Source organism: Enterobacter sp. WI-ESBL-E8 (assembly GCF_053364895.1).
This window is the reverse complement of the sequence record NZ_JBRWXJ010000001.1, coordinates 1,689,034-1,706,654: the sequence shown is the minus strand read 5'-3', so window position 1 is coordinate 1,706,654 and position 17,621 is coordinate 1,689,034. Positions and strand designations below refer to the sequence as shown.

Sequence of the window (17,621 nt, the reverse complement as noted above, 5' to 3'; positions counted from 1 at the left end):
CTGGGGTGGCGTTGTTTATTACCTCTTAACGCTTCTGCGCAACCAGTTGGATCATGTTGAAATAGGCCCCGGCGCCCGCGTCCATAATGGGCACCATCATCTCCTGGGCTATCTCGCATTGCATAAACTCATCCCACGCCTGCTGGCAGGTGTCCATTTCCCGCACGGTGGTCAGAATCGCACCGGGCTCTTTTTCCCACAGCGCTTTCCACCAGCAGAGCGGATAGAAATACCACTCGGGGGTCCAGAAAGGTTTAACCACCTCCGGGAGATGCGTTTCGCTGTACTCTCCGATAAACCCGGGAACGGCAACCGCAATATGTCCTCCGGGTTTCAGGAAAGGTAGCAGCGTGCCCAGCATGGCGTCATTGTTGCCAAAGTATTGATAAGCATCCACGCTGACGATCAGGTCAAAGTAGTCATGCGCAAAAGGGATCGCTTTTGTGGCATCAACCAGAAGCGGAAAGATTTTCCCGTCCAGACCCCGTTCACTGAAGCGCGCCGCATTTTCACCCGGCGTAATCCACAGATCGGCGGCAAACACCGTGGCGTCATATTTTTCGGCGAGCAGGATAGAAGAGATCCCTTTCCCGCAGCCGAGATCGAGAATGCGCATCCCGGGAGTAATTTGCAGTTGAGCAACCAGCTCCTCGGTAAGCCGCATGGCGTTTGGGCCCATCATGGTGTCGAGCAAAAAAGCGCGGTCATAGCTATCTGTGTAAGGTGTATTCATCACTGCTCCTTAGCGATTATCCAGCTGGGCGCGAACGTTGTTCAGCCCGGTGGTGTTGATGCGGTAAGGCTGCCCGTTCACGGATCGGATCAGCTTTTTAGTACGGAGTTTTTTGAAGACGTTAAGCGTGCAGTCGCTCAGCACCACCCCTTCTCGGGTATAGCACTCAACGGACGTGATGCGGCCAGAACTGTCGCGGACGTGCACAATACGTCCACCTTTGGCGAGAACGTGTAAGGTACGTTGTTCCTGACGGGATAAATTCATACTGGAAAACCTGTGTAATCATCATGCGTAAAAACGAGCCCACACCCAAAGGTGCGTGCGTAAGGTTTAAGCGCAGCGATAACCAGTCCGTCCTGAAGAGGGCGGGAAACTGATTATCTGATGAAAACATTCTCCAGCATCAAAGCCTCGGTAAGAGATAAATAGGTATTTACGAGGTGAATGATAACGCCTGGTTTTTACAGGGGAATAGCGGGAGGTTAAAAGTGTGATCTGGATCGGTCCGTGAAATCGTCATTAGTCCCTTTTACTGCCAGACTGGGGCATCTTACTGAACGCTGACTGGAGCTTGTTAATGCCTGACTATACCGTGATTGAAACCGTCCCCGCTGCGGAGGACTTTTGCCGCCTGCGCGAAATCTCGGGTCTTAGCCCTCGCCCGCTGGAGGCGGCCCGAAAAGCGCTGCCCGGCAGCTGTTATGGCATGCATATTCTGTGTGAGGGTAAACCGGTGGGTATGGGGCGAATCGTGGGGGACGGTGCGTTGAATTTCGATATTGTCGACGTCGCCGTCGATCCCCTTCATCAGGGGAAAGGGCTCGGCAGAGCGATCATGGAAACGCTGGTTGCCTGGCTGGATGACCATGCCTGTAAAGGGGCGTACGTTTGTTTAATGGCAGATGTGCCCGAGCTTTATGCCAAATTTGGTTTTACGCTCGTTCGCCCGGCAAGCGAAGGAATGGCCAGAGTCTGGTGAAGGGGAAATCCGCGGTAGGACAAAAAGAAAAACCCCAGGTTCACGAGTAACCTGGGGTTTATATCTGGCGGAAGCGCAGAGATTCGAACTCTGGAACCCTTTCGGGTCGCCGGTTTTCAAGACCGGTGCCTTCAACCGCTCGGCCACACTTCCTAAGTGAGGCGAACTATAAACACCTCACCGCGCGCTGTAAAGAGTCGCACCATTCGTTCGCTGTAAAAATAGTCAAAACGTGTTTAATCGGTTGAACTGACGACACATCGACGATTTTATCAGCACAGGCTTAGTGCTTTTTAATGTACATGTCCTTCGTGAAATAGTACCCCAGCTTATCCGGCGTAAATCCGCCCACCCACGGTTTCACCAGGTGCGTACGCACGTAGTGATAAACCGGAATGGCCGGCACATCGCGTCCCAGCAGATCTTCCGCCTGCTGGTAGAACTTACCCCGTTCCTCGGCTGTTTTGGCTTTTGCAGCATTCACCAGCGCCCCGTCGTATTCCGGGTTGCTGTACTGGCTGGTATTTTCGCTGTCGCCGGTGCGGAAGTTGTTCAGGAAGGTCGCCGCGTCGTCATAATCGGCAATCCAGGCGTAGCGCACCGCATCGAAGTTGTGGGTATGCATGGTGTCCAGCATGGTTTTCCACTCCTGGTTCTGCAGCTTTGCCTCCACGCCAAGGTTTTTCTTCCACATGGAGCTGGCAGCAATGGCGATACGCTGGTGCGATTCAGAGGTGTTATAGAGCAGGTTGAAGCTCAGAGGATGGCTGGCGTTATACCCGGCCTCGTTCAGCAGCTTTTTCGCCTCAGCGATACGCTTGTCCAGCGGCCAGCTGGCGTAATCCGGGTTCTGTAGCTTAACGCCGCCGATATCCGGCTGGCTGATGAGCCACGCCGGGCGCTGCCCCTGCCCTAAGACTTTCCCGGCAATGATGTCTTTATCCAGCGCCATGTTCAGCGCCTTACGCACGCGCGCGTCGTTGAACGGCGGCCGGGTAGTATTGAATTCGTAGTAATAGGTCGCCAGCTGCGGAGAGACATCCAGCTGGCTGCCCAGGGTTTTCTTCAGCTGAGCAAACTGGTTAATCGGCACCGTATACACAATATCAATCTCGCCCGCTTTGAAGCGGTTCACGTCCGAGGCCTCGGACGTGATGGGCAGATAAGTGACCTTGTTAATCACGGTATGCGCGTTATCCCAGTAGCGCGGGTTACGTTCCGCCACGATGCGTTCGTTAACCACCCACTGCGACAGCTTGTACGCCCCACTGCTGACGAAATGCTCCGGCTTGGTCCACTTATCGCCGAAACGACCAATCAGCACTTTATCCACCGGCACCAGCGACGGGTGCGCCAGCATCGCGAGGAACGCGGCGTTTGGCTGGGTGAGCGTCACTTCCAGCGTGGTGTCGTTAATCGCTTTTACGCCCAGCGTGTCGGGCGCTTTTTTCCCCTGAGCGATATCGGCCGCGTTGACGATATGCATATTGCCCGGATAGCTCGCGTACGGCGAAGCGGTTTTCGGGTCAATCAGGCGCTGCCAGCTCCAGACCACATCTTCTGCGGTAATCGCCGTGCCGTCGCTCCAGGTGATGCCCGGGCGCAAATGGAACGTCCAGACGGTGTTGTCCTTGTTCTCCCATTTTTCTGCCAGCCTCGGCTGGACTTCGCCTGCCGGGGATACGCTCACCAGCCCTTCGAATAAATCACTGATAATATTGAATTCGACATCGCTTTCGACTTTGTGCGGGTCGAGCGAAGCCGGTTCACTGCCGTTATTCCTGACCAGCTCCTGCTTATCGGCCAGCGCGGTTCCTGCCGGCACGTTAGCCGCCCAGGCTGCCGTGCTGGCGCACAGGATCCCGGCGGTAAGTAAAGAGAGCGTAAAGTGCGTGCGTGCTTGTGGTTTCATTTCCTTCGCCTTATTGTCTGTTTTATGACGATCCGGAAATAACTCTTAGCGCCCGAACGGTAATAACGCAATATTTTTCAGTAACCTATAAGAGCTTGATCTGGTAAATACTTTTAAACCGCTGTTCATCCTGGTGAAATGAACTTTCGCAGAAGAAACCACCACCTCCGGCGCTAAGGTGCTGAGTAAAGATGGGTAAAACCACTTTGAGACTGACGCGCCGTTTCCTATTCTTTCCGTTAATTACATCTGTCATAAGAGAGTGACTCATGGATCGTATAATTACTTCTTCGCGCGACCGCACATCGCTACTCAGCACCCACAAGGTGCTGCGCAATACCTATTTCATGCTCAGCCTGACGCTGGCATTTTCAGCGATCACCGCAACCGCCAGCACCGTGCTGATGCTGCCATCCCCGGGGCTGATCCTGACGCTGGTGGGCATGTACGGTCTGATGTTCCTGACCTACAAAACCGCTGACAAACCGGTCGGTATTCTGTCTGCGTTTGCCTTCACCGGCTTCCTGGGCTACATCCTGGGGCCAATGCTGAACGCGTATCTGTCTGCCGGAATGGGCGACCTTATCGGTATGGCGCTGGGCGGTACCGCGCTGGTGTTCTTCTGCTGCTCGGCCTACGTGCTGACCACACGTAAGGACATGTCCTTCCTCGGCGGTATGCTAATGGCGGGTGTCGTGGTGGTGCTGGTGGGTATGGTGGCAAACATCTTCCTGCAGCTGCCGGCCCTGCATCTGGCGATTAGCGCCGTGTTTATTCTGATTTCTTCCGGCGCGATCCTGTTCGAAACCAGCAACATCATTCGCGGCGGTGAGACGAACTATATCCGCGCCACCGTGAGCCTGTACGTGTCGCTGTACAACATCTTCGTCAGCCTGTTGAGCATCCTGGGCTTCGCCAGCCGCGACTAAGCCGACCTGCTGAAACATTAAGGAGAATGCCGCTGGCATTCTCCTTTTTTTATGCCCTACTCACCCCGGCAAATATAGGTCGGGTATCGCCGGTCCTGTATTAGCCACACGGAAGGCGCGAGCTCAGAGATGGTCAGGTAGTAGCGTGCGGTCGGATACGCGAAGCTACCCCACTGTTCATCCGGCGTATTGTCATTGTGCCGCCGCCAGGTTTTGGTGTAGCTCAACACAATGACCTTATCATCGTCCCGCTGCTCCCAGGTAAAGTCCACATCCCGGTCAACGATCAAATTTTGCCCGCCGGCCCTTGCCGCGCCTTTATAGGTGGTCACTCCTGTTCCATCGCGATGAAAATAGAACTGGGCAACGGCATTGACCTTCACTTCACTGGCTTCTCCCTCATTGCGCGTAAAGTTAAATTCCGTGCCGCAGGCCAGCACATCCTTTTTAACCGCACAGCCGGAATAGTAAAACAGCGCCAGGGCACCACCGACCAGCGCACCGCCCAGCCCAAAAAGAAGTTTTATTTTCATTTTTGTGCCCCGCTTTTATAACGTATGGTCTTACACAGGCTGGATTGGCTGACCGGACAGGCGCCAATGAACACCTCATCTGCAGCGGAAAGAGAAAAACGGGCGCTGAAATAATAAATGTCGTACTCCTCGCGTTCGCACGCCACGTTACTGGCCTCCAGCCGCTCCGCTAACGTCGATAACACCAGCGGTCTTCCGTGATCGTTAATAATCCAGATGCTGCAACGCGCGATTTTATCCTTAACCGGCTTGAGTTTCGCCGGAACGAAAATCTCCTGCTGTCGGCTAAAATAGAGGGTCGCCCCCAGCGCAGCGACGATCAATACGGCCACAATCGCCCATTTTTTCATGGACGCGCGTCGAGGCTTTACCTCATGCGGTACGGACGAGGGATGAGGAGCGGTGGATTTATTTTCTCCGGGCTGAAAAATCACATCGGCCTCAAAACGAAACCCGTAACGGGGCACGGTCACGATAAATTCGTGCCCTTCTCCCAGTGACTGGAAGCTTTTACGTAATTCGCTAACCGCTTTATTAAGGTTATTTCCCGATGGCGTAAAGCCAAATTCCTCCCACACCCGAGCGATCAATTCCTCCCGACTCAGGTCGCGTCCTTTGTGTTTAATAAATTCCTGCAAAAGCCGAACGGCTGGCGCCGAAAGCGTTAATACAGTTTCTGGTTGTCCAACAAGACTTATTGCATGTGCTTCAGGATCGAATAACAACGAATTATTGCATATAAAAAACATCTTTTATTCTCGGCTGTTACCGCATGCTTTTTTATCCCTGGTACATCGACATGAAAAACGCCTCCTGAACTGCTTATTTTTTCATCAGAAGGAATTTTCTTCCCATCCCTGGCCGCGGTATTTTCGCTTAACTATACAACCTTAATGCCAGAAAATCAGGATAAAAAACTGTATTTAACGAGTTAATTAATACAAATTTTCACAAACTGCTGTTCTGGTTAAAGTTTCCCTGCCCTGAAGCGATACGAAAGCAGACGGTGACCTGGTGTTAACGCGCCGCCGAAGAACTCAGAGCAGGCAGACTGAATGTGAAACAGAAAAATAGAGTGAACGTGAAAACAGCCTTTTATGTCGCCGCGCTGTCATTGCCATTTTTCTCAGAAATGACACTGGCCAATATGAGCGTGTACCCCATGGAACTTAACGTGGATAAGTCCGGTGCGGCGCAAATTAAGGTGGCTTCGAAAACGGATGATATTCAGTTCATTCGGGTGAGGCAAAAGAAAATTCTTAATCCCGGCACCGCCCAGGAAAAAGAGATTGATGTGGCCTCGTGGAAAGAAGGCGGCGTTGTTGTCACGCCCGAAAAATTTGCCCTTGCGGCAGGCGCAATGCGCGTGGTGCGCCTGGTATCGCTAACGCCACCGGAAAAAGAGACCACCTGGCGCGTCTATTTTGAAGGGGTTAAGCAACCTGACAGCATTATTCCGGGCAAGGCAGAAAACCCTGCAGCGACGGCGACGCTGGGGGTCAATGTCATTTGGGGTGCCTTGATCCACCTTGCGCCAGAAAAAAGCGTGGTTTCACTGTCGATTGACCCTCTCAGGGGAACGATTAAAAACAACGGCTCGCTGCGGGTGCCGCTGAGAGAGATTGGTATTTGTGATGCAAATTCATCGTGTAAATGGATTAAAGAGGACGCGACGATTTATCCGGACACCGAACGGAAATTAAAAACGCTCACGGCGATACACGGCCAGAAATATAAATTCCGCTACTTCAACTGGGTGAATAAAACCGCTGAAGAAGCTGATTTACCCGTCGTGCAATAACACGACGTCACTGTAAAACCCCATGTGGGTTGTTTAAAGAGCCAGGGTGCTCATTTGTAAATATGGAGATATCAATGCGTAAGTATTTTAAACCCCTGATGATTGTTGCCGCGATGACCACGTCCTTTAGCGCGCTGGCAATTCAAAAAGACATTACCGTTAACGCCAGCGTTGATTCACAGCTGGATATGACCCAGGCCGATAACACCCCGCTGCCGGCAAGCATCGATATGCAGTACCTGCCGGGTCGTGGTCTGGAAAGCTACCGCCTGAATACCAAGGTATGGTCTAACTCCGCCACCAGCAACGTGAAAGTCCGTCTGGTTAGCGCAGCGCAGCTGGCGAACGCCGACGGCGCTGAGACCATCCCTATGACGGTGAAGCTGGGCGATAAAACCCTCACCACCGCAGATGTTGAATATACCGGTACTGAACTCTTCCCGGGGAGCATTGAAAACGGCTCAGCGGTACTGCCGCTGACCATTTCTCAGACCACCAAAGGCATTCTGAAAACAGGTCAGTACAGCGGCGTAGTCAGCCTGATGCTGACGCAGGCGACCACCACGGAAGGCGGTGCATAACACCACAGCACCTAAGGAATAACGTCAGAGGGTGCCCACCCTCTGACGTCAGGATGATGTCGAGGCTCGTTCATGGCGTTTCACAGAAATACTCTCCTCTTTGTTGCTTTGTTACCCGCATCCATCCAACTCGCCTGTGCCGGGATGGCCGTCCCGCCAGGTTTTGAAGATCTGGCGAAAACGCAGCGCCTGTGGACAGAGGTGAACCTCTACGGCGAGTCGCTTGGCCTTTTTGAAACGGATATTACGCTTGAAACGGTGAGCTTTGTCGCGCCTGACACCGTGGTTGCGGCCATCAAACGCCGCTTCAATGACGATCCTGCCCTCGTTGCCACCGTGTCGGCCGCGCTGGCCGTTCCGCTTGCCCGTAACGGCAACCTGGCGTGCAGCAGCAACGGCTCCGCAGCGGGATGCGATTACATAGATACCGACCGCGCGGCCATTATCTATGACGAGAATAACGCCCGCATTGGCCTGTTTCTGGACAAGAAATTTCTGCCTAAGCCGACATCGGACAACCAGTGGTATCAGCCCACGCAGGACACCGAAAATGCGCTGATCCATCAGCAGAATATTAATTTTGTTGCCGACAGGGATTATCAGTCAGCCACCGTGCAGGGCAATGGCGCGCTGGCGCTCACGCAGGACGGCTATGTTAACCTCGACTGGACGTGGCTGGGGCAGCGTTCAAGGCACCAGCAGGAACAGGAGATCACCGTCAACAACGCCTGGTTCCGCCAGGATATTCTGCGTCAGTACTACGTCCAGGCCGGCGAGATGGATACCCGCGATCTGTTCAGTAATGCCGGCGGAAATATCAACCTCAGCCAGCTGCCGCTGGGCAAGATTCGCGGTCTGCGCACGGGTTCTACGCGGGCGTGGATCAATCCGGTGCAGCAGTCGAAGGGAACCCCTGTCACCGTGCTGCTGTCCCATGACGCGCGTATTGACGCCCGCCGGGGCAATCAGCTGCTGGCGAGCTTCTACCTGAATGCCGGGGCGCAAACCCTGGACACGCGCTCGTTCCCGGACGGGAGCTACACCGTGACGCTCTCCATCTATGAAAATAACCGGCTGACGCGCACCGAGCAGGTGCCGTTTACCCGAACCGGCATTACGCCATTCGACCGCGTCGAGTGGTTCCTGCAGGCGGGCGAAACCGACAATAGCGATCGGAACGAAGAACGCAGCGCGGTTGCGCAGGCGGGCGTACGTGTGCCCGTCACCCCGACGCTGGCGCTGACCAGCGGCGCAACGTTCAAGAAAAACCAGCATTTTCTGGAGAATGCGCTCGACTGGAGCCGGGGCTTCAACGCGGGCCCGATCGACGGCGTGCTGAGTACCCGGTTTAGCTACCTTTACGGCAGCGAAGGTCAACGCGGCAATATTCAGCAAATCAGCTACAACGACGGTTTTTCACTGAGCCTTTATCGCAACGCGCTCTCAGCGGAAAACTGCAACACCCAAAGCGCGGGCTTTGACGCCGTGAACGGCTGTTATCGCACCCTCTCGGTGATGTTCTCCGTTCCTGTTGGTTCCTGGTATGCGAGCCTGGGGTATTCGGATAACCGCAACGAAGGACGGTACGTTTCGCGTCGGGAGCTGCCGGACAGCGACGATCGCCACGATGCGGGTTTGCCGTGGGAATCGGTCTATATGTCCCGCACGCGCACGCGCGCCTGGCAGGGTGGGCTGAGCAACGCGTTTAGCACCCATGGGCTGAATATTAACAGCAGCATTAACCTGTTCATGCGTAACGATGACTCCCGGGAAGGCAGGGATAAAGGCGGCTACCTGAGCGTGAGCCTGTCCATGGCGCATAACCGTCAGGGCGATGCGTCAAGCTATACCTCTCTGGGCGCAACGTGGCAGCACCAGCAGCGCGAAAAAAATCAGCTGAGCTACAACGTGGCGCATAACTGGTACGCCGATGCGCGCGGGGAAAATGAGTATGGCCTGAGCGCGTCGGGCATTAACAGCGATTCGCTGAACGCTTCAGCCTATACGCGCCAGGGCGGACGATACGGCAACGGCAGCCTGACCGTGAGCGATGCCTGGGATCGGCAGGACAACCGCCACACCCTGAGCAGCAGCGGAAACTACAGCTCGACCCTTGCGCTCTCGCGCTCTGGCCTGTGGCTGGGCCGCTGGAGCGACGGTCGTCCCGCTTCAGCCGTCGCGGTTAACGTTGCCACACCGGAAGATACCCAGGACTCGGGCGTCGCCGTGTCGCTGGATAACAGCGGCAGCGCAGACATTCCGGGCAACAGCCGCGCGCTTTTCGCCGTACCGGGCTATCAGCAGACAACATTGACGATAAACGAATCGCTGGATGTCTCACGGGGAGCCAGCAGTGAAATTACGCAGGGCTCAGGCAGCAGAACGCTGTTTATGGTGCCGGGCAAACTGCTGCGTCGGGACGTACAAACCACCGCCAGCTACACCTGGCTCGGCCAGCTAACCGACGAGCGTCATTTGCCGTTTATCGGCGGCGTGCCGCTGAACGTGAACGGCTGGAGCGACCTTGGCAACGGCGGGTTTAGCGCCCAAAGCGACGCCCTGCTGCATAACCTCTACCTGGTGCGTCAGCAGCAGTTTTATCAGTGCGCGCTGAACGTGAAGAGTATGCGCGACGTCGTGCGCTACGTCGGGTCGATCCCCTGCCGGGAATTAACCTTCTCTGCCCTGCCGGATGCCGTCCAGCAGCAGGCGCAGCTGATGCTGGCCGGACGAACGACCCCAGCCAGCCCGACAGCCATGAACGCCGACAACCTCGTGAAAGGGAAATGATGTGATTAAGTACCTCTTTATTTTACTATTTTTAAGCCTGTGGGCCGGCCAGACGCTGGCGGGCGCCCCCGCGGGACGCAACACCAGCGCAGGGATCAGCTTCGACCGCACGGCACCGCCTGCGCGTTTTGATATCTGGCTTCATGAATCGGGTGGCTATGACGCCGCCGACCCGCAAAAGTGGGGGCGTAATACCCTGACCTGTCAGTCCCGGACCGACACCACGTACGGGGCCTGCATGAACGCCCCGGTCTGGTTCTCGGCGAACCCGGCCGCGCCCTATGCCATCAATTTACGTTTTACGCATTCCCTCACCGGCAAGACGGTGGATATCAAGGTTTATGGCGATCACTACATGTTTATCAACAACAGAGTGTTCACCTTTGCGAGCTTTGTCACGGGAGGGACGGCGGACATTCCGAACTGGAACAGAGAGCCCTACTTCGATTTCTATATCGTGAAAAGCGAGCTGGATAAGCTCGCCCTGCCGGGGATCTGGACCGCAACGCTGAAGCAGGACTTGCGTCAGTGGGGGAGCGCCGACTGCGGCGGGAACTTCAATGACGTGAATGTCGGCTGTCCTGGCTATCTCACCATCGCCAGGTGGCAGGCAAATATTCGCATTGAGGTGGTCGATCCGGGTAATCAGCAGATCTATCTGCCGGCCTTTCCGCACTCAACGCCCGTCGTTAACCTCAACCTGACCAACTTCCCGGGGCGTCCCGGGGGCAGCGAGATCCAGGGGGAAAACTCGCTGGATATGTGTCTGTACGACGGCAAGAACAGTACCAGCACCCGCGCCTATCTTCGGTTTGAGGATGACGGACTCCCCTCAGTGGATCGTGCCGAAGGCGCGTTTTCTATCAGGCGGCGCGGTGGAAGCCAGACCGACGCGCGGGATCGACTCGATTATCGGGTCTCCGTCACTAATCCCATCACAGGCGCAACCGAAACCGTCGCGAACGGTAAAACCCTGGTCTGGCAAGGTACCAACGATCCGCAGTATCTGCGCCAGGTCGTGCTGCCCGGCGGGCGCGAGAGCGTACTGTGCATTCCTGCACCTATTATTCTGAAAACCCCTGCGTTTGCCGCCAGCAGCAAAAACGCGGGTGACTATACCGGCACGCTGCGCGTTATCTATACGCCCAGCACGTTATAACGAGGTCATCGTGAGTTACGCCATTCTCGACAATAATCGATTTTACGCCGAGGGGTTGCGCTATGCGCTGCTGCGTCGGGGCGTTCAGTTAGAGATCCAAAGCGACACCGTAAAATGGCAGCCAGCGCTGCTTACCCGTCGCGTGCTTGTCATCCGCTGCCGCTTTTCCGTAGCGGCAACGCATCAGTCGCTGATCAACATTTTGCTCAGGCTGGAAGCCGCCCGCTGGAAAGGGAGCCTTTATCTGGTGTGCAACGAAAAGGGATGGGCGCTGGCGACGCATTTACGCAAGCGTTTCGGTACGTTAACCCTTTATATCATCGATGACAGGATCGCCGTTGCGGATGCGGCATATCTGCTGGCCAAAGAGCCTCGCCGCGTTCGAAGCCTGGACTGCTGCCTTACCGTGCCTGAATTCAACGTGCTCGATCTCATGCTGACGGGGTTGCCGGTACGCCACATTGCCATCGTGACGCACATGTCAGAGAAACAGGTTTCATCCCATAAGTGCAACGCGCTGAAGAAGCTCAACGCCAACAATCTGCTGCAGCTGCTCCTGTAGGCCACGGTTTATCCTGAGGCCGCTTTTTTGCTACACTGTCGCCGATTTTTTCACACACGACAGAAGACTATGTTCATTTTTGCAGGCCAGGAAATTGAGACCGATAGCGAAGGCTATCTGAAAGATACGACGCTCTGGAGCGAACCGCTGGCGGAGAAAATTGCGGAAAACGAAGGGATTGCCCTTTCGCCCGAACACTGGGAAGTGGTGCGTTTTGTCCGTGAGTTCTATCTTGAATTCAACACATCTCCGGCCATCCGCATGCTGGTCAAAGCGATGGCCAATAAGTTCGGTGAAGAGAAAGGCAACAGCCGCTATCTCTATCGTCTGTTCCCTAAGGGTCCGGCAAAACAGGCCACCAAGATTGCCGGCCTGCCTAAGCCGGTGAAGTGTATTTAATAGCGAATACCGAAGTTCATGTATTCCCGACCGGGTTGATGCGGTTCCGTGAGGACTTTATCAACCCGGGCGCTGCGCGGCCCACCCGCTTTCAGCCACGCCACCAGCTTGTCGACCTGCTCCGCTTCGCCACAGGCGACCACCTCAACGCTGCCGTCATCCATGTTTCGCGCATATCCCGTTAGTCCAAGCTCAATTGCTTCGCGCTGGGTGCTGTAGCGAAATCCGACCCCCTGAACGACGCCGTGAACCCAGGCGATGGTGCAGACTTTAGACATATTTCTTCTCCTTAACGTAGCGCTTTCGGCAAACAGCCATAGTGTTGCCGGAAACGGGCGGTGAAACGAGAGCTGGAAAGATACCCACATTGTAATGCGATTTCGCCAATCGGTAATCGGGTTGACTGCAGCTGCGACAAAGCAACGGCCATTCTCACCTCCTCCACAATCTGGCGAAAACTCTGCGACTCTTCACGTAGCCGTCTACGCAGCGTCGGCACGCTCAGGGCCAGACGGCTGGCGACATCCTGCGCGGTCCAGGCTCTGGCGGGCGACAGCATAATGAACTGCCGCACCTGCTCGGTCAGGTTATTGTTTCGCTCAATAAGCAGCGGGCCTGCCGCGCCGTCATGCAGCAGTGCCAGCAAAAGCCCGAAGGCCTGATGCTTTTGCAGCGCCTCCGGTAAATCCTGACGCACGGCATGCAGCAGGTTATCCCACATAAACGCCAGCCCCTCGCTCAGCGGGGCGCAGAGCGAATGCAGCGTCGTGCGCGGCCAGGATTTCAGGTAATGCGCTTTGAACTCGGCAACAATTTCCGGCGATAACATCAGCAAGTCCGAGTGAAACAGACCGTTTGCAGGCTGGTTGATAATCTCCATCGCCGTATTGGCAGGGATAATGATGAGCTCATCCCGGGTTGCCACCAGGCGGTTGTCGTCCTGCACAATCACCTTACTGCCGTGAGTGATATGACAAATCGCCGGAAAAAAGAGTTTAACCTGGTGCAGGCGATGCATTTTGCTGGCACTCACTTCACCCGCCGTGAGATGTTTATGTCGAAAATGAAACTCCTGCACCCCGCCATCCTTATCTGCTGTAGGTTGCTGTAAACTGAGCCTTTGCCAGAACGTGACTATTGAGCATAAAGCCGACCAGCGCGCCGCTGGCATTTTTATCGACGGGCAGTTTATCCACGTCCAGCGCCCAGACGGTAATCTGATAGCGGTGAGGCTTATCCCCTGCGGGGGGACATGCGCCACCGAATCCAGAATAACCGAAATCATTACGCCCCTGCACAACGCCTGGGGGTAATTTTTCGCCGTTCGGGTTACCCGCATCAGCGGGCAGCGTCTGCGTCTTCGCGGGAATGTTGGCTACGGTCCAGTGCCACCAGCCGCTGCCGGTAGGCGCATCCGGGTCATAGACCGTGACGGCAAAACTTTTCGTACCGGCGGGCGGATTGGTCCATGCCAGCTGCGGTGAGGTATTCCCACCGTGGCAGCCAAATCCCTCAAACACCTGCCGTTGCGCTAACCGCCGTTCGCCGGAAATATCCTGACTGGTCATGCTGAAAGGCGTTGCGGCTAAAACCTGAAAACTCATCGCCGCCAGAGCGGCTATTGCGATTACACTGCGTTTTTTCATGGGGGTTTCCTTTGCTGAACCGGAAGCCCACTGTATATCCCGCCGCAGTACCGTAATGTGCCTAAGCGATTTGATTTTGTGCCGAAACGCTCAACGGCATCCGCAGATGATTGCGCCTTGCTGAATGTGGTAATCTACGCGCCATTTCCTGAAATCGACAGAACAGCAAATTATGAGTGTACGTTTAGTGTTAGCCAAAGGGCGCGAGAAGTCATTACTGCGCCGTCATCCCTGGGTCTTTTCCGGCGCGGTTGCCCGTATGGAAGGCAAAGCCAGCCTCGGTGAAACCATTGATATCGTTGACCATCAGGGGAAATGGTTAGCGCGAGGCGCTTACTCGCCAGCGTCCCAGATCCGTGCCCGCGTCTGGACCTTCGATAAAGATGAAACCATCGATATCGACTTCTTCGTTCGCCGCCTGCAGCAGGCGCAGCAGTGGCGCGAGTGGCTGGCAAAACGCGACGGGCTGGACAGCTACCGCCTGATTGCCGGTGAGTCCGACGGTCTGCCGGGCGTCACCATTGACCGCTTCGGTCACTTCCTGGTGCTGCAGCTTCTGAGCGCCGGGGCGGAGTATCAGCGTGCCGCGCTAATTAGCGCGCTGCAAACCCTGTTCCCGCAGTGCGCCATTTACGACCGCAGCGATGTGGCGGTGCGCAAAAAAGAGGGCATGGAGCTGACGCAAGGCCCTGTGACCGGCGAACTGCCGCCTGCCCTGCTGCCGATTGAAGAGCACGGCATGAAGCTGCTGGTGGATATTCAGGGCGGGCATAAGACGGGTTATTACCTCGACCAGCGCGACAGCCGTCTGGCTACGCGTCAGTACGTTGCCGACAAACGCGTGCTGAACTGCTTCTCCTATACCGGCGGTTTCGCCGTTTCAGCGCTGATGGGCGGCTGTGCCCAGGTTGTCAGCGTGGACACCTCGCAGGAAGCGCTGGACGTGGCAAAACAGAACGTCGAGCTCAACAAGCTGGACTTGAGCAAAGCCGAATTTGTTCGCGATGACGTCTTCAAGCTGCTGCGTAAATATCGCGATGGGGGCGAGAAGTTCGACGTCATTGTGATGGATCCGCCAAAGTTTGTGGAAAACAAAAGCCAGCTGATGGGCGCCTGCCGCGGGTACAAAGACATCAACATGCTGGCCATCCAGCTGCTGAACCCGGGCGGGGTTCTGCTTACCTTCTCCTGCTCCGGCCTGATGACCACAGATTTATTTCAGAAAATCATCGCCGATGCCGCAATAGATGCTGGCCGTGATGTACAATTTATAGAGCAGTTCCGTCAGGCCGCCGATCACCCGGTGATTGCTACCTACCCGGAAGGGCTCTATCTGAAAGGGTTTGCCTGTCGCGTCATGTAACTTGAAAAGAGAAATATTGCCCGCACATAACGTGTAAGTCGTATTTCCCGGGAGGTGACTATGATTGCCAGCAAATTCGGTATCGGCCAGCAGGTCCGCCACACTTTGCTAGGGTATTTGGGTGTGGTCGTGGATATCGACCCGGAGTATTCCCTTGATGAACCGTCAGCAGACGAGCTGGCGGTGAACGCAGAGCTTCGCGCTGCGCCCTGGTACCATGTGGTGATGGAAGGTGATGATGGACAGCCCGTCCACACCTATCTGGCCGAAGCGCAGCTGAGTAGCGAGCTGCAGGAAGAGCATCCGGAGCAACCCACGATGGATGAACTTGCTCAGACTATCCGCAAACAGTTACAGGCCCCGCGCCTGCGCAACTAAGCGTGTAAAAAAAGCCCGATGAACGGGCTTTTTTTTATTACTTCGCCAGCCCCAGACGGGGGATATCGATCGCCGGACAGCGATCCATGACGACGTTCAACCCCGCATCCCGCGCCAGCACGGCGGCCTGTTCGTTAATTACGCCCAGCTGCATCCACAGCGTTTTCGCGCCTACAGCAATCGCGTCCTGCGCCACTTCCCATGCCGCCTCGGAATTGCGGAAGACATCGACCATATCAATTTTTTCCGGCACCTCAGCGAGCGTGGCGTAACCCTGCTGGCCCAGTAAGGTTTTCCCCGCCACTTTTGGCGACACCGGGATAACGTGATAACCCTGATCGAGAAGGTATTTCATCACCCGATAGCTTGGACGATCGGGTTTGTCGCTCGCGCCCACCAGCGCAATGGTGCGCGTGGATGTCAGAATCTCGGCAATATCGTTCTCTTTCATGGTTTTTCTCCTGGCTTTTTTAAAAGTGTACGCCAAACCGCAGATCTCAACCATCCATCCCATACAGATGTATGAGGGCAAAACGGCGAAATATGTCTATATGTTAGTAAACGTGATTATCGAAAAATTTAGATACATTAATGCGGCGACAGGATTTCTGACAGGAGCCTTCTATGAAAACCGGTATTGCCACTGCTCTGATTGCGTTAGTGATGCCGGTCTGCGTTTTTGCTACCACGCTTCGGCTCTCTACCGACATCGATCTCCTTGTATTGGATGGAAAAAAGGTCTCCAGCTCGTTATTGCGCGGTGCAGACAGCATTGAGCTGGATAACGGGCCGCATCAGCTGGTATTCCGGGTAGAAAAATCGATCGGGCTGGCTAATCGTGAGCAAAGGATATATATCTCCCCACCGCTGATTGTCAGCTTTAATACCCGGCAAATCAGTCAGGTGAACATTACCCTGCCTCGCCTTGAAACGGAGAAAGAGTCTGCGGCCTTTGACGCCGCGCCGCGCGTTGAGCTGCTGGATGGCGATGCAATGCCGATACCGGTAAAGCTGGATATTCTGGCGTTGACGACCTCACCGAAAGGCGTGGATTACGAGGCCGCGACACAGTCCTACAACAAAGCGGGTAAACGCGCCTCGCTTCCGCAGTTTGCCACCATGATGGCTGACGACAGTACGCTGCTATCCGGCGTGTCTGAGCTGGACGTCATTCCTCCCCAGTCCCAGACCCTGACGGAACAGCGCCTCAAATTCTGGTTCCAGCAGGCCGATCCCGACACGCGAGCCCGGTTTTTACAGTGGGCAAAACAACAACCTTCATCATAAACCACATTTTTTACGCCTTACTCTTGCAGCGTCAGACGGTTCCCGTCATCGTGTAGTCAGTTAACCTGATGGATATGATTATGGAACTGACAACACGCACGCTGCCGGAGCGCAAACACATTGCTCTGGTTGCGCACGATCATTGTAAACAAATGCTGCTTAACTGGGTTCGCCGCCATCAGTCTTCGCTGGAAAAGCACGCCCTGTCGGCGACAGGCACAACCGGTAACCTGATCCAGCGCGAAACGGGTCTGGAGGTGAATGCGATGCTGAGCGGCCCGATGGGCGGCGATCAGCAGGTAGGCGCGCAGATTTCCGAAGGAAAGATTGATGTGCTGATCTTCTTCTGGGACCCGCTGAACGCGGTGCCGCACGATCCGGATGTCAAAGCGCTGCTGCGCCTGGCGACGGTATGGAATATCCCGGTGGCGACGAACCTGTCGACGGCGGATTTCATCATCGAATCGCCGCAGTTCAACTCACCGGTTGATATTCTGATTCCGGACTATCAGCGCTATCTTTCCGACAGACTGAAGTAGCTTTTTTGCCGGGTGGCGGCTACGCCT

General features: G+C 55.4%; 21 protein-coding genes and 1 tRNA gene. 12 read left to right on the top strand and 10 right to left on the bottom strand.

The genetic code is table 11. The annotated features are described in order from the left end of the window. Positions 1–25: 25 nt before the first annotated feature. Together ACWHWP_RS08055 and ACWHWP_RS08050 are read right to left on the bottom strand one after the other, a co-directional pair. Positions 26–733, bottom strand: a complete 708-nt coding sequence (locus tag ACWHWP_RS08055) for an SAM-dependent methyltransferase (protein ID WP_059311118.1) — start codon at positions 731–733, stop codon at positions 26–28. Positions 734–742: 9 nt separating this feature from the next. Continuing rightward, positions 743–1,000 carry a YjhX family toxin gene (locus ACWHWP_RS08050; RefSeq protein ID WP_447855371.1) on the bottom strand — a complete coding sequence of 86 codons (258 nt, stop codon included), beginning with the start codon at positions 998–1,000 and terminating at the stop codon, positions 743–745. Between the two features lie 313 nt (positions 1,001–1,313). Here ACWHWP_RS08050 and ACWHWP_RS08045 point away from each other — a divergent pair, with 313 nt between their 5' ends. Continuing rightward, entirely contained in the window at positions 1,314–1,715 is a 402-nt protein-coding gene (locus ACWHWP_RS08045; protein ID WP_447855370.1) for a GNAT family N-acetyltransferase, read from the top strand. Positions 1,716–1,780: 65 nt separating this feature from the next. Here the strand turns inward: ACWHWP_RS08045 and ACWHWP_RS08040 are convergent. Together ACWHWP_RS08040 and ACWHWP_RS08035 are read right to left on the bottom strand one after the other, a co-directional pair. Continuing rightward, a tRNA-Ser gene (locus ACWHWP_RS08040) sits at positions 1,781–1,868 on the bottom strand. 130 nt (positions 1,869–1,998) lie between these two features. Further along, entirely contained in the window at positions 1,999–3,627 is a 1,629-nt protein-coding gene (locus ACWHWP_RS08035; protein WP_447855369.1) for an ABC transporter substrate-binding protein, read from the bottom strand. 269 nt (positions 3,628–3,896) lie between these two features. Here ACWHWP_RS08035 and yccA point away from each other — a divergent pair, with 269 nt between their 5' ends. Beyond that, a complete protein-coding gene (gene yccA / locus ACWHWP_RS08030; protein ID WP_023335168.1) occupies positions 3,897–4,556 on the top strand; it encodes an FtsH protease modulator YccA in 660 nt (219 codons plus the stop codon). 56 nt (positions 4,557–4,612) lie between these two features. Here yccA and ACWHWP_RS08025 read toward each other — a convergent pair whose 3' ends face one another. Continuing rightward, positions 4,613–5,089 carry a hypothetical protein gene (locus ACWHWP_RS08025; protein WP_059311122.1) on the bottom strand — a complete coding sequence of 159 codons (477 nt, stop codon included), beginning with the start codon at positions 5,087–5,089 and terminating at the stop codon, positions 4,613–4,615. Continuing rightward, on the bottom strand, positions 5,086–5,838 hold the full coding sequence (locus ACWHWP_RS08020) for a winged helix-turn-helix domain-containing protein (protein ID WP_059311123.1): 753 nt from the start codon (positions 5,836–5,838) through the stop codon (positions 5,086–5,088). Before ACWHWP_RS08020 ends, ACWHWP_RS08025 begins: the two co-directional genes overlap by 4 nt. Before the next feature lie 308 nt (positions 5,839–6,146). On the opposite strand from ACWHWP_RS08020, the gene ACWHWP_RS08015 reads away from it, so the two are divergent. The 6 genes from ACWHWP_RS08015 (at position 6,147) to tusE (ending at position 12,381) form a co-directional block, all read left to right on the top strand. Next, positions 6,147–6,890: a fimbria/pilus periplasmic chaperone gene (locus tag ACWHWP_RS08015; RefSeq protein WP_447855368.1), complete on the top strand. Its 744-nt coding sequence runs from the start codon at positions 6,147–6,149 to the stop codon at positions 6,888–6,890. Between the two features lie 74 nt (positions 6,891–6,964). Beyond that, positions 6,965–7,471 (top strand): CS1 type fimbrial major subunit, encoded by a 507-nt coding sequence (locus ACWHWP_RS08010; protein WP_047346867.1) that lies wholly within the window; start codon positions 6,965–6,967, stop codon positions 7,469–7,471. A 72-nt stretch (positions 7,472–7,543) separates the two neighbouring features. Beyond that, entirely contained in the window at positions 7,544–10,261 is a 2,718-nt protein-coding gene (locus ACWHWP_RS08005; protein ID WP_447855367.1) for a TcfC E-set like domain-containing protein, read from the top strand. Position 10,262: 1 nt separating this feature from the next. Next, positions 10,263–11,420, top strand: coding sequence for a CfaE/CblD family pilus tip adhesin (locus ACWHWP_RS08000; RefSeq protein ID WP_059310382.1), 1,158 nt, complete (start codon positions 10,263–10,265; stop codon positions 11,418–11,420). 10 nt (positions 11,421–11,430) lie between these two features. After that, the gene (locus ACWHWP_RS07995) at positions 11,431–11,982 is read left to right on the top strand and encodes a LuxR C-terminal-related transcriptional regulator (protein WP_059310383.1); all 552 of its coding nucleotides are present in this window, start codon (positions 11,431–11,433) and stop codon (positions 11,980–11,982) included. Positions 11,983–12,051: 69 nt separating this feature from the next. Then, positions 12,052–12,381: a sulfurtransferase TusE gene (tusE, locus tag ACWHWP_RS07990; RefSeq protein WP_028012611.1), complete on the top strand. Its 330-nt coding sequence runs from the start codon at positions 12,052–12,054 to the stop codon at positions 12,379–12,381. On the opposite strand, the gene yccX is transcribed toward tusE, so the two are convergent. Genes yccX through ACWHWP_RS07975 form a run of 3 tightly spaced genes read right to left on the bottom strand, consistent with a single transcriptional unit; the run spans position 12,378 to position 14,027 of the window. Next, the gene (gene yccX, locus ACWHWP_RS07985) at positions 12,378–12,659 is read right to left on the bottom strand and encodes an acylphosphatase (RefSeq protein ID WP_059310384.1); all 282 of its coding nucleotides are present in this window, start codon (positions 12,657–12,659) and stop codon (positions 12,378–12,380) included. The genes tusE and yccX overlap by 4 nt on opposite strands. 11 nt (positions 12,660–12,670) lie before the next feature. Next, on the bottom strand, positions 12,671–13,459 hold the full coding sequence (locus ACWHWP_RS07980) for an AraC family transcriptional regulator (protein ID WP_059310385.1): 789 nt from the start codon (positions 13,457–13,459) through the stop codon (positions 12,671–12,673). A gap of 10 nt (positions 13,460–13,469) precedes the next feature. Then, the gene (locus ACWHWP_RS07975) at positions 13,470–14,027 is read right to left on the bottom strand and encodes a kinase inhibitor (RefSeq protein ID WP_447855364.1); all 558 of its coding nucleotides are present in this window, start codon (positions 14,025–14,027) and stop codon (positions 13,470–13,472) included. A 172-nt stretch (positions 14,028–14,199) separates the two neighbouring features. Here ACWHWP_RS07975 and rlmI point away from each other — a divergent pair, with 172 nt between their 5' ends. Both rlmI and hspQ read left to right on the top strand, forming a co-directional pair. Beyond that, positions 14,200–15,390 (top strand): 23S rRNA (cytosine(1962)-C(5))-methyltransferase RlmI, encoded by a 1,191-nt coding sequence (gene rlmI, locus ACWHWP_RS07970; RefSeq protein WP_059310387.1) that lies wholly within the window; start codon positions 14,200–14,202, stop codon positions 15,388–15,390. Positions 15,391–15,450: 60 nt separating this feature from the next. Continuing rightward, positions 15,451–15,768, top strand: a complete 318-nt coding sequence (gene hspQ / locus ACWHWP_RS07965) for a heat shock protein HspQ (protein ID WP_008499919.1) — start codon at positions 15,451–15,453, stop codon at positions 15,766–15,768. A 37-nt stretch (positions 15,769–15,805) separates the two neighbouring features. Here the strand turns inward: hspQ and ACWHWP_RS07960 are convergent, their stop codons facing one another. Then, positions 15,806–16,219: a CoA-binding protein gene (locus ACWHWP_RS07960; protein WP_047346875.1), complete on the bottom strand. Its 414-nt coding sequence runs from the start codon at positions 16,217–16,219 to the stop codon at positions 15,806–15,808. Between the two features lie 173 nt (positions 16,220–16,392). Here ACWHWP_RS07960 and csgI point away from each other — a divergent pair, with 173 nt between their 5' ends. Together csgI and mgsA are read left to right on the top strand one after the other, a co-directional pair. Then, positions 16,393–17,055 (top strand): curli synthesis inhibitor, encoded by a 663-nt coding sequence (csgI, locus tag ACWHWP_RS07955; RefSeq protein ID WP_063431272.1) that lies wholly within the window; start codon positions 16,393–16,395, stop codon positions 17,053–17,055. Between the two features lie 80 nt (positions 17,056–17,135). Further along, on the top strand, positions 17,136–17,594 hold the full coding sequence (gene mgsA, locus ACWHWP_RS07950; protein WP_047346877.1) for a methylglyoxal synthase: 459 nt from the start codon (positions 17,136–17,138) through the stop codon (positions 17,592–17,594). Positions 17,595–17,621: the final 27 nt, after the last annotated feature.

What these genes read in the sequence shown, in the direction of transcription:
- ACWHWP_RS08025 (WP_059311122.1), bottom strand. Translation starts at nt 5,089, where the DNA reads ATGAAAATAAAACTTCTTTTTGGGCTGGGCGGTGCGCTGGTCGGTGGT.
- ACWHWP_RS07975 (WP_447855364.1), bottom strand. Translation starts at nt 14,027, where the DNA reads ATGAAAAAACGCAGTGTAATCGCAATAGCCGCTCTGGCGGCGATGAGT.
- ACWHWP_RS08010 (WP_047346867.1), top strand. Translation starts at nt 6,965, where the DNA reads ATGCGTAAGTATTTTAAACCCCTGATGATTGTTGCCGCGATGACCACG.
- ACWHWP_RS07960 (WP_047346875.1), bottom strand. Translation starts at nt 16,219, where the DNA reads ATGAAAGAGAACGATATTGCCGAGATTCTGACATCCACGCGCACCATT.
- mgsA (WP_047346877.1), top strand. Translation starts at nt 17,136, where the DNA reads ATGGAACTGACAACACGCACGCTGCCGGAGCGCAAACACATTGCTCTG.
- yccA (WP_023335168.1), top strand. Translation starts at nt 3,897, where the DNA reads ATGGATCGTATAATTACTTCTTCGCGCGACCGCACATCGCTACTCAGC.
- ACWHWP_RS08035 (WP_447855369.1), bottom strand. Translation starts at nt 3,627, where the DNA reads ATGAAACCACAAGCACGCACGCACTTTACGCTCTCTTTACTTACCGCC.
- ACWHWP_RS08020 (WP_059311123.1), bottom strand. Translation starts at nt 5,838, where the DNA reads ATGTTTTTTATATGCAATAATTCGTTGTTATTCGATCCTGAAGCACAT.
- csgI (WP_063431272.1), top strand. Translation starts at nt 16,393, where the DNA reads ATGAAAACCGGTATTGCCACTGCTCTGATTGCGTTAGTGATGCCGGTC.
- ACWHWP_RS08050 (WP_447855371.1), bottom strand. Translation starts at nt 1,000, where the DNA reads ATGAATTTATCCCGTCAGGAACAACGTACCTTACACGTTCTCGCCAAA.
- ACWHWP_RS08005 (WP_447855367.1), top strand. Translation starts at nt 7,544, where the DNA reads ATGGCGTTTCACAGAAATACTCTCCTCTTTGTTGCTTTGTTACCCGCA.
- yccX (WP_059310384.1), bottom strand. Translation starts at nt 12,659, where the DNA reads ATGTCTAAAGTCTGCACCATCGCCTGGGTTCACGGCGTCGTTCAGGGG.
- hspQ (WP_008499919.1), top strand. Translation starts at nt 15,451, where the DNA reads ATGATTGCCAGCAAATTCGGTATCGGCCAGCAGGTCCGCCACACTTTG.
- rlmI (WP_059310387.1), top strand. Translation starts at nt 14,200, where the DNA reads ATGAGTGTACGTTTAGTGTTAGCCAAAGGGCGCGAGAAGTCATTACTG.
- tusE (WP_028012611.1), top strand. Translation starts at nt 12,052, where the DNA reads ATGTTCATTTTTGCAGGCCAGGAAATTGAGACCGATAGCGAAGGCTAT.
- ACWHWP_RS08045 (WP_447855370.1), top strand. Translation starts at nt 1,314, where the DNA reads ATGCCTGACTATACCGTGATTGAAACCGTCCCCGCTGCGGAGGACTTT.
- ACWHWP_RS08055 (WP_059311118.1), bottom strand. Translation starts at nt 733, where the DNA reads ATGAATACACCTTACACAGATAGCTATGACCGCGCTTTTTTGCTCGAC.